The organism is Archangium lansingense (genome assembly GCF_026626635.1).
Classification (GTDB): domain Bacteria; phylum Myxococcota; class Myxococcia; order Myxococcales; family Myxococcaceae; genus Archangium; species Archangium lansingense.
On the sequence record NZ_JAPNKA010000001.1, the window covers coordinates 1,154,981 to 1,168,414 of the forward strand.

Genomic DNA, 13,434 nt, shown 5'->3' on the forward strand with positions numbered 1-13,434 from the left:
GTGCACGGAATCGCGGTGCGCTGGAGGACGGCGGGGTCGCCAAGACTCCGCACAGGTGGGAGCACTCCCGGTGTGTGACCATAGTGGGCGCATGCAACTCGCACCGAGGGAGTTATGGGTGCGCTTCCACGGGAAGCTGGGAGCCGACGGGATTGGTCTGCTGGCCACGCTGTTGACGCTGGCGGCGGTGGGGCTGGGTTTCATCGGGCTGTCGGACGAGGTGCGAGAGCAGGAGACGCAGCACTTCGACGAGCGTGTGCTGCTGTCGCTGAGGCGCGCGGACAACCCGGAGGAGCCGCGCGGCCCGAGGTGGCTGGCCGAGGCGGCTCGGGACGTGACGGCGCTGGGCAGCGTGTCGGTGCTGACGCTGGTGGTGTGCGCGGTCGCGGGCTTCCTGGTGCTGGTGCGGCGCTGGAGGTCGCTGGCGCTGGTGGTGGGCTCGACGGTGGGCGGGGCGCTGGTGAACACGCTGCTCAAGAGCTTGTTCGCCCGGCCGAGGCCCACGGTGGTGCCGCACCTCACGCACGTGCTGACGGAGAGCTTTCCCAGCGGGCACGCGATGCTGTCGGCGATCGTCTACCTGACGCTGGGGGCGTTGCTGGCGCAGCTCGTCGAGCGGCGGTGGCTGCGGGCGTACCTGGTGGGCGTGGCGCTGTCACTCACGCTGCTCGTTGGCCTGACGAGGGTGTACCTCGGGGTGCACTACCCGACGGACGTGCTGGGCGGGTGGATGGCGGGGCTGGCCTGGGCGCTGCTGACGGCCTTGCTGGCCCGAGCCGTCAAGCGTCGCAGCCCCGGGTTGCGAGAAGAGTCCCGGGGAGAGACCGCGCCCTCATGAGCCGGAGTACAAGGGCCCGTGGGGGCGCACGGGCAAGCGGATGCAGAAGGCCACGCCCTTGGGGTGGTTGTCCTCCACCCAGAGCCACCCGCCGTGAGCCTGGACGGCGCGGCGGCAGAAGGCGAGCGCGAGTCGGTTGCTGCCCTCGGCGCGCCCGGAGCTGGGCGTGTGGGCGTCGGGCAGGTGGGCCTCGAAGAGGTGAGCGCGCGCAGCGGGGGCGATGGCGGGGCCCTCGTCGCGCACGCGCAGCTCCAGCAGACCGGGCTCGGGGTTGGAGGCCTCGAGCGTCACCCGGCTGCTGCCCAGTGCGGTGTATTGGAAGGAGTTGTCCAGCAGGTTGACGAGCGTACGGCGCAGCAGCTCCCGGTCCGCGGTGATGAGGGGCTCCACCAGCTTGGCGGACTGGGTGAAGCGGCGCGGAGAGCTCACCAGACGCTGTTGGAAGTCACGCGCGACCTCGGACAGCAGCACGTGGGCGTCGAACTGCGAGGTGTTGAGGGGGAGGGTAGTCTCGTCGCCGCTCGCGTCCAGCAGGTTGGACGTGGTGCGGTGCAGGGTGTCGGCCGCGTCGCGGATGTCGCGCGAGGCGCGCAGCACGTCTTCCGGCAGGTGCGGGCGGTAGAGCGTGAAGGCGGCATTGGTGAGGATGCTGGCCAGGGGCGCCTTGAAGTCGCGCATCACCTTGTGGAGCAGCTCATCCTTCTGGTTCTGGATGTGGGCGAGGGTGTCGCGCTGCGAGCGCAGCTCCTCCTCACGCCGCTCTAGCTCGCGTACTCGCAGGCGCAGCAGCAGCTGGGCCTCCACCTGGCGTCCGAGCACGGCCAGCGCGTACTGCTGGGCGGGGGTGAGCCGGCGCGGCTCATGGTCGATGACGCACAGGGTGCCCATGTTGAGGCCGGCCGCGCCCCTGATGGGGATGCCGGCGTAGAAGCGCACATGCGGTCCCCCGGTGACGAGCGGGTTGTCATGGAAGCGCTCGTCATTGTGGGAGTCCTCCACCATGAAGAGCTCCTCGCCGAGGATGGCATGGGCGCAGAAGGCCAGCTCGCGCGGCGTCTCGGGAGCCTCCAGCCCGACGCGGGACTTGAACCACTGCCGATAGTGGTCCACCAGGGACACCAGGGCGATGGGCGTTTCGCACAGCTGCGAGGCGAGGCGCGTCAGGTCGTCGAAGCCGACCTCGGGCAGCGTGTCGAGGATCTCGAGGTTATCCAGCGCGGCGAGGCGCGCTTCCTCCTGGGGATGCGGGGGGGCTACCTTCATGGGTTCGTTCTCCGGAGAGGAGACTCGCGCCAACCATGCCCGACCACATGGAGGCTTCCCAGGACTTCCTGGGCGGGGCGCCCCTGTCCGACCGTGGCCCTCTGGCGGGGGGAGGAGGGGGGCGAGGGTCAGGACTGCGGCTCGGGGTCCTCCGGGGTCCGCTCCTGTTCCATCTTCTTGCGCCACTCCTTCAGTCCCTCGACGAGGGAGAAGGGGTGGAAGGCGAGGTGGTCGATGTTGCGATGGTACGCCGCGAGATAGGGCTCGCCCCCGAGCTGGATGACGGCCTGTGAGGGTCGCTCGGGCAGACTGTAGAACCAGGCCCGGGCCTGTTCCCGGGTGTCGAAGGTGGCCGCCGGCGGAGGTGGACGGCCGTCCTTCATCATCTCCTCGAGATGGAACTCGATGCCTGGAGTGGAGGGCATCGTGCGGTCGTTGGTGTCTCGCCGATAGTAGACGGTGTGGTATTTGTCCGCGATCAGCACCGCGGCCCTACAGGGTGGTTTGGGGTGGTTCTTCAGCCACGCCTCCGCCTCATCGCGCGTCGCGAAAGAGGCGATGACCATCTGTGGCCCTTCTGTCTTGAGATCCTGTCGATAGTCCACGAAGTCATACTGCTGGCCCGTCGTCTCGATGAATCGGAGAGCCTCGGCTGCGGTGAAAAGCAGCTCCTTCTCCTCCTCGGACTCGGTCTTCTCAAGAATCAGGCCGAGGAGATTGATTGCCTCGAAAGTGGGGGCTTCATCTTTCATGTGATGCCTTGGTGATGGAGTGAGAAGCCGACAGGGCTCATCAAGATGCCAGAAGCACTGCGGGCGCAAGGACCACGAGCCCCGCTCCGGCGGAAACCGCGACGAAGGCCACTCCGGCGATGACGACAATGCTGCCCACCAGAATGCCCTGGTGATGGCGTTTCAACCAGTCGACGGCTTCGTCCACGGCCGAGAACTCCTGGCGTTGGCGGCCCTCCAACTCCCGGCAGTCAGCGTAGGCTTGTTTGCATTGAGTGGTGCACCACTCCAGCTTTCCGCCCTCTCCCCTTCCCCCGGACTTGATGTGTCCGAATCCCCGAGGCAGAGGGCGGCTCATGCACATCTTGATGCACTGGTCGTTCTCCGCATCACAGTCACGCTGGTAGGTCTTCGCGACGCGCACGATGCGTCCGTACGTCGATGCACGGGCGCTCGTGGGAAACCGGTACCACGAGAGGTCGAACTCCTCGGCATGCTGCCAGTGCTCGGTGACCTGGCCGCTGGGCGACTCCTCGAGGACGAGCACGTAGCGGGTGAGTTCCTCGGCGGCGGGAGCGACGGCGGAGTGGGTGGTGCTGCACGAGGCGAGCAGCAGGCAGAGGGTCGAGGCGATGAGTCTTGCGGGAGCCATGCGGGTCTTCAGGTGGGAGGGCGGGTAGCACGGCGTGCCACTCGCCTCAACACTTGTCCCTCGGGCTCGCGTGTGGAGACCCTGCTGGGCGCCATCGCCGCGCGCATCCAGGACTCCTTCCGGCTCGGGCTCAAGCTGCTGTCCACCCGTGGACCTCCGGCGGGGGGAGGAGGGGGGCGAGGGTCAGGACTGCGGCTCGGGGTCCTCGGGCACCTTCTTCTCGTTCAGTGTCTTGCGCCACTCCTCGAACCGCTCGAAGAGGGAGAAGGGGTGGAAGGCGAGGTGGTCGATGTTGCGATGGTACGCCGCGAGATAGGGCTCGCCCCCGAGCTGGATGACGGCCTGTGAGGGCCGCTCGGGCAGGCCGTAGAACCAGGCCCGGGCCTGCTCCCGGGTGTCGAAGCTGGCCACCGGAGGAGGAGGACGGCCGTCCTTCATCATCTCCTCGAAGTGGTACTCGATGGAGTGGGTGGAGACCAGCTTGCGGAAGTTGTCATCACGGTCATACATGACGACGTGGTACTGGTCCGCGATCAGCACGAGGGCCATGTAGGGCGGTTTGGGGTGGTTCTTCAGCCATGCTTCCGCCTCTTCGCGCGTTGTGAAAGAGGCGATCACCATCTCGGGCCCTTCTGTCTTGAGCTCCTGGCGGTAGTCGTCGAGTTCATACCGTTGGCCCGTTGTAATGATGAATTGGAGCGCATCGGCCGCAGTGAGAAGCAACTCTTTCTCCTCGGCGGACTCGGTCTTCTCATGAATCAAGCCAAGAAGATTGATGGCTTCGAAGACGGGGCTTTTGGGTCTCATATGATGCCTCGGTGATGTGGAGCTGAGCAGGGCTCGTCAGGATGCCAGGAGCACCGTGGGTGCGAGGACCACGAGCCCCGCTCCGGCGGAAACCGTGACGAAGGCAACCCCGGCGATGACGACAATGCTGCCCACCAGCAGGCCCTGGTGATGGCGCTTCAACCAGTCGATGGCTTCGTCCACGGCCGAGAACTCCTGGCGCTGACGGCCCTCCAACTCCAGGCAGTCATCGTAGGCTTGTTGGCATTGCTCGCGGCACCACTGATCCTTTCCACCCATCTTCCGCCCTCCAGATCTGATGTGTCCGAACCCCCGAGGCAGAGGGCGGCTCATGCACATGTCGATGCATTGGTCTTTCTCCGCATCACAGTCACGCTGGTAGGTCTTCGCTACGCGCACGATGCGTCCATACGTCGATGCACGGGCGCTCGTGGGAAACGGGTACCACGAAAGGTCGAACTCCTCGGCATGCCGCCAGTGCTCGGTGACCTGGCCGCCGGGCGACTCCTCGAGGACGAGCACATAGCGGGTGAGCTCCTCGGCGGCAGGAGCGGCGCCGGAGCGGGTGGTGCTGCACGAGGCGAGCAGCAGGCAGAGGGTCGAGGCGATGAGTCTTGCGGGAGCCATACGGGTCTTCAGATGGGAGGGCGGGTAGCACGGCGTGCCACTCGCCTCAACACTTGTCCCTCGGGCTCGCGGCGCGGTGCCCGCCCCATGCGCGGCCGTGGTAGTCAAACGCCGTGGACGATCTCGACGCTCGCCGCCGTGAGCAGCACAAGCAGCGCCTCTCCTGGATGCCGTGGCTCTACTTCACGCTCAAGCCGCGTCACCGCGCCTGGGCCGAGGCCTGGCAGAAGGAGGTGCAGGACAGGCTGCGCGAGCTGGAGACGGTGGAGATCGCCGAGGGCTGTTTCATCTCTCCAGACGCAAACCTGTTCGCCGAGCCGGGCCGACCCATCCGCATCATCGGCCCCGGAGTCAGCATCGCCGCCAACACCTTCGTGCACGGGCCCGTGGTGCTCGAGGCCGGCGTCAGCCTCAACGCGCGTGTCAGCCTCGATGGCGGTGCCGCCGGCATCCACATCGGCGAGGGCAGCCGCATCGCCACCGGCGCCACCCTCTATGCCTTCGACCACGGCCTCGCCCCGGATCGCCCCGTGCGCGAACAGCCCGTCACCTCCCGCGGCATCGTGCTCGGCAAGGACGTGTGGGTGGGCGCCAACGCTGGCATCACCGATGGGGTGCGCCTCGGCGACCACTCCATTGTCGGCATGGGGGCCGTTGTCACCCGGGATGTGCCTCCCTGGGCCATCGTCGCCGGCGTCCCCGCTCGCGTCATTGGCGACCGCCGCGAGCGCCGCCGCTCCGGCACTCCCAGCGCCTCTTGGTCACCACCGGACGATTCCGATCAGTAACCACCGGACTTTTACCCGGATTTCTGTCAACTCCTGAGAAACCAGCGCGATAGGAGCGTACGCGAATTGACGTGATTTCATTCGTGGGCCTTATGCTGTGCGCCATCTCCGACTGAGCAGCTCCCCGGGGGAAAGGAGCGCGGTAATGGCGTACCAGCAGCTGTCGCAGGCCATCGCCTTCGAGGACGAGCGCCAGTCGCGTGGTGCAGTGTCCCGCCTGGGCCTGCTCGCGCTCGCCGAGAGTCTGCGCTCCGGACTGTCAGCGGACGCACTGCGTTACCACTTCCTGGCCGAGCAGCTCAGCGAGGTCGTCTTCCACCTCGATGGTCAGGGCAACCTGACGTTCCTGGGCCCCACGTGGACGGCCCTCACCGGCCTGCCCGTGGAGGATGTGCTCGGCCAGCCGCTGGCGGAGATGGTGCACCCCGAGGAGCGGCCGCGTGTGGAGGCCCTGCTGGGCGCCATCGCCGCACGCATCCAGGCCTCTTTCCGGCTCGAGCTCAAGCTGCTGGCCGCTGGTGGCCCCCGGTGGGTGGAGCTGGCCGCGCACAGCTCGCCCACGGGTCAGGGCGAGGTGCTGGGCACGCTCGCGGACGTCACCGAGCGCCGGCAGCTCCAGGCTCGGCTGCAGCAGTCCGACAAGTTGGCCACCCTGGGGATGCTCGTGCCGGGCTTCACGCACGAGATGAACAACCCGCTGGCCTTCATGCTCGCCAACCTGGACTACCTGCTCTCCAGCATGGGGGACATCGCTGGCTCTGCTCCCGCCTCCCAGGTGGCCGAGTGGCGTGAGGCGGTGGGCGAGGTGCGCGAGGGCGCCGAGCGGCTGCGGCAGCTGATCGGCAACCTGCGCAGCGTCCGCTCAGAGTCCGGCCAGGGACCGGTGGACCTGAACACGCTGCTCGACTCGGTGGGGCAGCTGGTCTCCAGCACACTGCGCTCGCGCGGGCGGCTGGTGCGCGATTACGGCGCCCGGGCCCTGGTGGCTGGGAGTGGGAGCGGGCTGCGTCAGGCCCTGCTCAACCTGGTGCTCCACGCGGTGCTGTCGCTGCGCGATGGGGGCGACACGGAGGAGAACGAGGTCCGGCTGGTCACCCGCGATGCGGGTGGGGGCTTCGTGGCCGTCGAGGTGCATGACACCAGTGATGGCATCTCCCCCGAGCAGCTCTCCCAGGTCTTCGAGCCGCTCTTCACGACGCACGAGGCTCGGCCGGCGCTCTCGGTGAGCCGGGAGATCATTCGCGGGCTCGGCGGCAGCATCACGGTGATGTCCACCGTGGGCCGGGGAACCGTCTTCCGCGTGACGCTGCCGCTGGCCTCGTGAGTTCTTAACCTCCGGGTAGGGCCGCTGCTGGGCTCTGGCTGGAGGTGGCTGTGCGTCCATCCATCATCCGTCTGGGTGCGCTCGCGCTCGCGTTGGTGCTCGCCGCCTGCGGCCAACGAGGCTCCCGCGAGGAGCGGACGGACGGCGGGCTCCCTGTGGGGAGGGGCGGACAGGGGCTCGGAGGCACCTGCGCCGGGCAGCAGTCGTTCCTCATCGGCAGTGGCATCCACGACATCACTGGCCCCGCCGCCGAAGTGGGGATGATGGGCTACGTGGAGTTGAAGCAGCAGACGGCGGGCATCCACCAGCGCCTGCGCTCGCGCGCCTTCGTCATCGCCTCGCCCTGTAACGGCAAGCGCGTGGTGTTCGTGAGCGCGGACCTGGGCATGGTGTTCCAGGGCGTGAAGCAGCAGGTGGTGCAGCGGCTGAAGGCCACCTTCGGGCCGCTCTACTCCGATGAGAACGTGCTGCTGAGCGCCACCCATACGCACAGCGGGCCCGGGGGCTATTCACACTACGCGCTCTACAACCTGAGCACGTTCGGCTTCGAGCTGAAGAACTTCGAGGCCATCGTCCAAGGCATCTACCAGTCCATCGTCCGCGCCCACGAGCACCTGGCGCCGGGCCGCATCACCCTGGCGGCGGGGGACTTGCTCGATGCGAGCCGCAACCGCTCGACGGAGGCCTACCGCCTCAACCCGCCCGAGGAGCGCGCGCGCTACGCGTACGACACGGACAAGCGGATGACGCTGCTGCGCTTCACGAAGGAGTCGGGCGCGGAGGTGGGGCTCATCAACTGGTTCGCGGTGCACCCCACGTCCATGGGGCAGTACAACCAGTACGTCAGCGGCGACAACAAGGGGTACGCCTCCTATCTCTTCGAGAAGGAGAAGGGCACGCGCTACGACGCCACCGGAGACACCTTCGTGGCCGCCTTCGCGCAGGGCAACGAGGGCGATGTGACGCCCAACATCTTCGGGGGCGAGGACGGCGGGGGGCGGGACGACTTCGAGAGCACGGAGCTCTCTGGCCGCAAGCAGTACGAGCGTGCCGCCTCCCTCTATTCGAGCGCCACCACGCCCCTCACCGGCGGGGTGGACTATCGGCACGTCTACGTGAAGATGGACGACGTCACGGTGGGGCCCGCCTTCACGGAAGGTGAGCCGGCGCACACCTGCCCGGCGGCCATCGGCATCTCCATGCTGTCGGGCGCGGAGGACGGGCCGGGCGTGGGAGGCGGAGAGGGCGCGACGTGCGCCGCCATGCACGACGTGTGGAGCGCCTTCACCTGTGCCACCACCACCACGGCCTGCCAGGCGGAGAAGCCCATCGTGTTGGAGATGGGTACGCTGAAACCCTTCCCATGGAGCCCCGAGGTGCTGCCGATGCAGCTCGTCACGGTGGGCAATGTGGCGCTGGTGGCGGTGCCCTTCGAGCTGACCACCATGGCGGGGCGCCGCCTGCGCGAGACGGTGCGGGCACGACTGGCGCCAGCGGGGGTGACGGAGGTGGTCATCGCGGGACTGTCCAACGCCTACGCCGGCTACGTCGCCACGCGAGAGGAGTACGCCCGGCAGGAGTACGAGGGCGCCTCCACCCACTTCGGGCCCTGGACGCTGGCGGCTCTACAGCAGGAGTTCGACAAGTTGGCGCGGGCCCTGCGCGAGGGGTCGTCCGTGCCCCCAGGCCCCACGCCGCGCGACCTGTGCCAGCAGCAGAGCCGCCTGCGGCCCGGCGTCCTCTTCGACGACAAGCCGCTGTGGGTTGCATTTGGAGACGTCTTCGCCGATGCGCGCGATTCCTACGCGCGAGGCGAGACGGTGCGAGTCACCTTCTGGGGCGGGCACCCGAAGAACAATCTGCGCCTTCAGGGCACCTTCCTGCGCGTGCAGCGCCGCGCGGGCCTGCTGCTGTGGGAGGACGTGGCGTACGACTGGGACTGGGAGACGAAGTACACGTGGCGGCGCGGCTACTGCCTGCCCACCCTGGCGTGCTCGCACGTCCTCATCGAGTGGGCCATTCCTCTGGACGCCGCCCCAGGCACCTACCGCATCGTCCACGAGGGCGACTGGAAGTCCGGCTGGGATGGCCGGGTGCGCCCGTACCGAGGCACCTCGCGCACCTTCACGGTGAAGTGAGCCGACGCCGGCACGGTCTCAGTTCGTGCACTCGCGCTGCGCGTTGCAGCTCTTGTTGCACTTCTTGCAGACCCCGCCGTCCTTGCCACACTTGTCCTTCGTGTTGCCCGGCTCGCAGGTGTTGCCCGAGCAGCAGCCACCGCACGAGTTGGCCGTGCACCGGCACATCCCGTCCACGCACTCCTGTCCCTGGGCGCACGGGCCGCCGCTGCCGCACCTGCACTGCCCGTTCACGCAGTGGTCCACAGTCAGCTCGCTGCAAGCGGGGTTGGAGCCGCAGACACAGATGCCGCGGGCATCGCAGGTGTCGGTTCTCACGGCGTCACACGCCACGCACGCGTTGCCGCCCGCGCCGCAGGTCTCCTGGGTGGCGTTGGTGCACACGCCATTCTGGCAGCAGCCATTGCACCCGAGGCAGAAGGTGTCCGAGGTGGTGGGCTCCAGCCGGAGCGTCACCCCTACCTCGTACCCATCGCGGACCTGCACGGTGCTCTCGCCCCGGGCCACCACGTTTCCGTCGCGCAGTCCCTCGACGGACACCTTCGCTTGGATGCCATTGGGCACGTCCCCCAGCAGCACGCGCAACGTCTCCCCGCTGGAGAGCAGCCGCGTCGGCTCCTCCGGAAGCACGTGGGGCCCGAAGGGCGCTGCTTGCTCCACCGCGCCCCCCACCCGCACCTGGGTGAGCAGCAACGTGGGCTCGAAGTGCGTGGTGACGTAGAGCGCCGTGCCCGAGGCCGTGGCCGGATCCCGGCAGGCTCCCAGCAGCACAGCGCACACGAGCACCAGCTTCCAACCCCCCCGGGTCGCCGTCTCAGGTCCGCGCATCATGGCGCACATGAGGGTATGCATGAGTACCGCAGGCGTCCTGTCCTGACTTCGCCGCCGTCGGGCGCCCGACGTTCCCACTCCCCGCAATGACGCGAAGAGGACAAGGGGGGCGCGGCTCAGATCAGCGCGAGGGCTTCTTTCACGCCTGCCTGCTGGGAGGCCGCGGATTGACGGTGCGAAGGATGCAACCGCATCAGCAGCTCGCGCAGCCGGGGTGAGGGGTTGACGAATTGGAGGCCCACGCCCGGAGACATGCGCCAGGCGCGCGCCTGGGCCGAGTCCACGTGCCGCACCACCTCGCCCACGCACTCCACTTCCTCGCCGCCAATCAACAGCGTGAACTCGAGGCGGGTGAAGATTTGAGGGAAGGGTTCGGCGCAGCACATGAAGAGGCCGCCGCGGCTGAGCTCGCTGCAGTGCACCACCACCGAGCCGGAGTCCTGGCTGCGGCGCACCCGGGCCGTCCACGTGGGAGGCGGAGTGGGGTCATTGGGATCCGGCGGGGTGGGAATCGCGGGAATGGGCGTGGCGGCGCGCGCGCGGGGAGTCTGGGCGAGGGCGGTGGCGTGGGAGGCCTGGGGCCGCGGCGCAGGTTGTACGGCGGCGAGCAGGGCCTTCTTGAACTCGAGTGCGTTGGCGAAGCGCTCCGACGAGCTGCGGGCCAAGGCACGCAGCAGGGCGCGCGAGAGCGCCTCCGGCACGGCGGGCGCCAGCTCGTGGGGTGCACGCAGTGGAGGAGGCGGCTCCGGCGAGAGGACGAGCTCCGCGAGCTGTCCACGCGGGTAGGGGAGCTGGCCGGTGACGAGCAGATAGCCCGTCACGCCCAGCGAGTAGACGTCCGCGCGCCCATCCACGGGCTGTCCCGCCCACTGCTCCGGGGCCATGTACGCGGGGGTGCCGAACACCTGCCCGGCCATGGTCTGCTCCTGGTTGCCCGTGTCGTGCAGCGCCTTGGCCACGCCGAAGTCCAGCACCTTGAGCGTGGGGCGCTCTCCGGGGCGCTGCACCATGAGGAGGTTGTCCGGCTTGAGATCTCGGTGCACCACGCCGCTGCGGTGCACTGCCTCCAGCGCGTCACAGGCCTGGGCGAGCAACCAGGCCACCAGGCCCGGCTCCGTGGGGCGTGGCAGCCGCGACAGGGGCGTGCCGTCCAGGTACTCCATGACGAAGTAGTGCAGCCCGTCCTCCGACTCATTGATGTCGAAGATGCGGACGATGTTGGGGTGGCCGATGAGGTTCACCGTGCGCGCCTCGGCGTAGAAGCGCGCGCGCAGCCGGGCGTCCTGGGCCAGGTTCGGGTGCAGCACCTTCACCGCCACCCGGGCGCCGATGATGGTCTGCTCGGCGAGGTACACCGTGCCCATTCCCCCGCTGCCCAGCAGGTGGGTGAGCCGATAGTGCCCAAGCGTTCGGCCCCGCAGATCGAACAGGGCTGGAATCGTTCGCGGAACCGAGTCCGAGGACTCAGCTCCCGTCCAGGTGTCCTGCTCATCGCACGAGAGGCTCGCGGGATGTTCTGACGAACAGTTCTCGCAGTACATGGAGGCTACCCAACACCTGCAAGCGTCATGCTCCGTTCCTGAGAGCCCAGGAGGACGCCGAGGGAGGTCGCAGCGTGTGTGTGGTGGCCGGAAATCAGGGGCTTGTAATGCCCACCAGCGCACGTGCGCTGAGCCCTCGAAAGAGGTGCTCAATTCGTTCAGCTGAAGCCGAGTAGGATTGATCAAAACTTCCACATCTCCCGGGTTTAAATCGATCTTCTGCTCTTGCTGCCCGGGGGTGGTGGATGTGCAAAAGGTGTCGTGCGGAGTAGGGCGAAGCCCGCACCTGGCGCAGTGGAGGACACGCGCGTGGTCGTCATCGTGATGGGAGTGTCCGGGTCGGGGAAGACGACGGTGGGGCAGCGGCTCGCCGCGGCGCTCGGGTGGCGGTTCCGCGACGCGGATGACTTCCACCCCCCGGGGAACATCGCGAAGATGGCCGCGGGGCTTCCGCTCACGGACGAGGACCGGGCGCCCTGGCTGGCGGTGCTGCGGGAGCTGCTCCAGAACGCGCTGGCGGCCGGGGAGGGCCTGGTGCTGGCGTGCTCGGCGCTGAAGCGCTCCTACCGGGCGCAGTTGACGGTGGACGCGGCGCGACAGCGGTGGGTGTACCTGCATGCGCCTCGCGAGCTCATCGCCGAGCGGCTGAAGGCGCGGCGGGGCCACTTCATGCCGCAGGCGCTGCTCGACAGCCAGCTGATGGCGCTGGAGGTTCCAGAGGATGCGCTGAAGTTGGAGGCCTCGGCGGACCCGGACACCCTGGTGGCCACCCTTCTCCGAGAGCTGCGGCTGGGGACGGCCTCCTGAGCGTTGAGTCTTTCGCGCCTCACTCCAGCTCGTGGAGGGCGGGCCACACGAAGGACGGCACGGTCCAGCGCTCGCGCAGGCGGGCCTCCAGCGACTCCAACGTGCGAGCCAGTCCCGTGAAACCCTCGGTGGGGGCGAGCAGGGCCCGGCAGCGCGCGAGGTGGTGCAGGAGGGCGGCGCGCTGGGACATGCCTGGGGCCCACTCGCGGTCCTCCTCCAGCACGCGCGGGTGCAGCCACTGGAAGAGATTCACCGTGCGCGCCAGTGCCACCGTGGCTCGGGCCCGGGTCCACGCCGAATCCGCCTGGGCCGCCTCGCAGTGCGAGGAGAGGGTGATGCGGTAGGTGATGTCGGCGCGGGCCACGAGCTCGTCCGGGAAGGGCACGGTGACGAGCCACATCAGCGCGTCGTACAGCGCGTGACGCATGCCCGCGTACTCGAAGTCGAGCAGGCGCGGGCCGCTGGGGGTGAAGAGGACGTTGCTCGGGGCCATGTCCCCGTGGGTGAAGGCGAGGAAGGGGCCCGGGTCGGCGAGCGTGCGCGCCACGTCCTCCAGGTCCTCGTGAAGGCCCGGAGCCGCCTTGGCGTCCACCGCCGCGAGCCAGCGCAGCAGCCGGTCCTCGTGGTCCAACAGGAAGCGCGCGTTCTCCACCCGCACCCGCTCGGGCCGGGGAGGCAGCGCCTGGCGGACGAGCTCGTACTCGGACTGAAGGCCCAGGGTCCGTGCGTGGAGCTGGCCGGTGAGCCGCGCGGTGGAGATCAGCCCTCCGGTGGCCGCGCGTACGTCCTCTCCGTTCAGCAGCTCCTCCAACGAGCGTCCGCGTCCCAGGTCCTCCAGCATGAAGAGGCGCGCGTCCACGTCGGATGCGAGCAGCCGGGGCCCGAACTCCAGCTCCTGGCGGGAGAGGAAGTCCACGCCCGCCAGGTCGTCGAGCCCGCACACGGGATCATCCCGGAAGTGCTTGAGGATGACGGCCGGCACGGGGCCGCCGCGCACCTGGGCACGCACCACCACGCTGCGCGACTCGGTCTTGAGGAGCTCGGGCACGCTGAGGAGCACCGGGCGGCCCCAGGCGGCGGACAGCGC

General features: G+C 68.6%; 13 protein-coding genes. 5 read left to right on the plus strand and 8 right to left on the minus strand.

Translation table 11 applies throughout. The features are described 5' to 3' along the window. Nucleotides 1-91: 91 nt before the first annotated feature. Nucleotides 92-838 (plus strand): phosphatase PAP2 family protein, encoded by a 747-nt coding sequence (locus OV287_RS04680; RefSeq protein ID WP_267532765.1) that lies wholly within the window; start codon nt 92-94, stop codon nt 836-838. Here OV287_RS04680 and OV287_RS04685 read toward each other — a convergent pair. The 5 genes from OV287_RS04685 to OV287_RS04705 form a co-directional block, all read right to left on the minus strand. After that, nucleotides 833-2,101, minus strand: a complete 1,269-nt coding sequence (locus tag OV287_RS04685; protein WP_267532766.1) for a GAF domain-containing sensor histidine kinase — start codon at nt 2,099-2,101, stop codon at nt 833-835. The genes OV287_RS04680 and OV287_RS04685 overlap by 6 nt on opposite strands. Nucleotides 2,102-2,229: 128 nt before the next feature. Then, entirely contained in the window at nt 2,230-2,853 is a 624-nt protein-coding gene (locus tag OV287_RS04690) for a head protein (protein ID WP_267532767.1), read from the minus strand. Nucleotides 2,854-2,893: 40 nt separating this feature from the next. Continuing rightward, on the minus strand, nt 2,894-3,484 hold the full coding sequence (locus OV287_RS04695) for a hypothetical protein (RefSeq protein ID WP_267532768.1): 591 nt from the start codon (nt 3,482-3,484) through the stop codon (nt 2,894-2,896). A gap of 183 nt (nt 3,485-3,667) precedes the next feature. After that, a complete protein-coding gene (locus OV287_RS04700; protein ID WP_267532769.1) occupies nt 3,668-4,291 on the minus strand; it encodes a head protein in 624 nt (207 codons plus the stop codon). Between the two features lie 36 nt (nt 4,292-4,327). Continuing rightward, nucleotides 4,328-4,918, minus strand: coding sequence for a hypothetical protein (locus tag OV287_RS04705; RefSeq protein ID WP_267532770.1), 591 nt, complete (start codon nt 4,916-4,918; stop codon nt 4,328-4,330). Between the two features lie 167 nt (nt 4,919-5,085). On the opposite strand from OV287_RS04705, the gene OV287_RS04710 reads away from it, so the two are divergent. From OV287_RS04710 to OV287_RS04720, 3 genes are all read left to right on the plus strand, one after another. Then, a complete protein-coding gene (locus OV287_RS04710; RefSeq protein WP_267542290.1) occupies nt 5,086-5,706 on the plus strand; it encodes an acyltransferase in 621 nt (206 codons plus the stop codon). A 145-nt stretch (nt 5,707-5,851) separates the two neighbouring features. Continuing rightward, nucleotides 5,852-7,030 carry a two-component system sensor histidine kinase NtrB gene (locus tag OV287_RS04715; protein ID WP_267532771.1) on the plus strand — a complete coding sequence of 393 codons (1,179 nt, stop codon included), beginning with the start codon at nt 5,852-5,854 and terminating at the stop codon, nt 7,028-7,030. 50 nt (nt 7,031-7,080) lie between these two features. Continuing rightward, on the plus strand, nt 7,081-9,168 hold the full coding sequence (locus OV287_RS04720; protein WP_267532772.1) for a neutral/alkaline ceramidase: 2,088 nt from the start codon (nt 7,081-7,083) through the stop codon (nt 9,166-9,168). A gap of 18 nt (nt 9,169-9,186) precedes the next feature. On the opposite strand, the gene OV287_RS04725 is transcribed toward OV287_RS04720, so the two are convergent. Continuing rightward, on the minus strand, nt 9,187-10,020 hold the full coding sequence (locus OV287_RS04725; protein ID WP_267532773.1) for a hypothetical protein: 834 nt from the start codon (nt 10,018-10,020) through the stop codon (nt 9,187-9,189). A 95-nt stretch (nt 10,021-10,115) separates the two neighbouring features. Further along, entirely contained in the window at nt 10,116-11,540 is a 1,425-nt protein-coding gene (locus tag OV287_RS04730) for a serine/threonine-protein kinase (protein ID WP_267532774.1), read from the minus strand. 309 nt (nt 11,541-11,849) lie between these two features. On the opposite strand from OV287_RS04730, the gene OV287_RS04735 reads away from it, so the two are divergent. Then, a complete protein-coding gene (locus OV287_RS04735) occupies nt 11,850-12,347 on the plus strand; it encodes a gluconokinase (RefSeq protein ID WP_267532775.1) in 498 nt (165 codons plus the stop codon). A gap of 19 nt (nt 12,348-12,366) precedes the next feature. Here the strand turns inward: OV287_RS04735 and OV287_RS04740 are convergent, their stop codons facing one another. Continuing rightward, nucleotides 12,367-13,395 carry a phosphotransferase gene (locus OV287_RS04740; protein ID WP_267532776.1) on the minus strand — a complete coding sequence of 343 codons (1,029 nt, stop codon included), beginning with the start codon at nt 13,393-13,395 and terminating at the stop codon, nt 12,367-12,369. Between the last annotated feature and the right edge of the window lie 39 nt (nt 13,396-13,434).

What these genes read in the sequence shown, in the direction of transcription:
- OV287_RS04700 (WP_267532769.1), bottom strand. Translation starts at nt 4,291, where the DNA reads ATGAGACCCAAAAGCCCCGTCTTCGAAGCCATCAATCTTCTTGGCTTG.
- OV287_RS04710 (WP_267542290.1), top strand. Translation starts at nt 5,086, where the DNA reads ATGCCGTGGCTCTACTTCACGCTCAAGCCGCGTCACCGCGCCTGGGCC.
- OV287_RS04705 (WP_267532770.1), bottom strand. Translation starts at nt 4,918, where the DNA reads ATGGCTCCCGCAAGACTCATCGCCTCGACCCTCTGCCTGCTGCTCGCC.
- OV287_RS04725 (WP_267532773.1), bottom strand. Translation starts at nt 10,020, where the DNA reads ATGCATACCCTCATGTGCGCCATGATGCGCGGACCTGAGACGGCGACC.
- OV287_RS04690 (WP_267532767.1), bottom strand. Translation starts at nt 2,853, where the DNA reads ATGAAAGATGAAGCCCCCACTTTCGAGGCAATCAATCTCCTCGGCCTG.
- OV287_RS04680 (WP_267532765.1), top strand. Translation starts at nt 92, where the DNA reads ATGCAACTCGCACCGAGGGAGTTATGGGTGCGCTTCCACGGGAAGCTG.
- OV287_RS04715 (WP_267532771.1), top strand. Translation starts at nt 5,852, where the DNA reads ATGGCGTACCAGCAGCTGTCGCAGGCCATCGCCTTCGAGGACGAGCGC.
- OV287_RS04730 (WP_267532774.1), bottom strand. Translation starts at nt 11,540, where the DNA reads ATGTACTGCGAGAACTGTTCGTCAGAACATCCCGCGAGCCTCTCGTGC.
- OV287_RS04685 (WP_267532766.1), bottom strand. Translation starts at nt 2,101, where the DNA reads ATGAAGGTAGCCCCCCCGCATCCCCAGGAGGAAGCGCGCCTCGCCGCG.
- OV287_RS04695 (WP_267532768.1), bottom strand. Translation starts at nt 3,484, where the DNA reads ATGGCTCCCGCAAGACTCATCGCCTCGACCCTCTGCCTGCTGCTCGCC.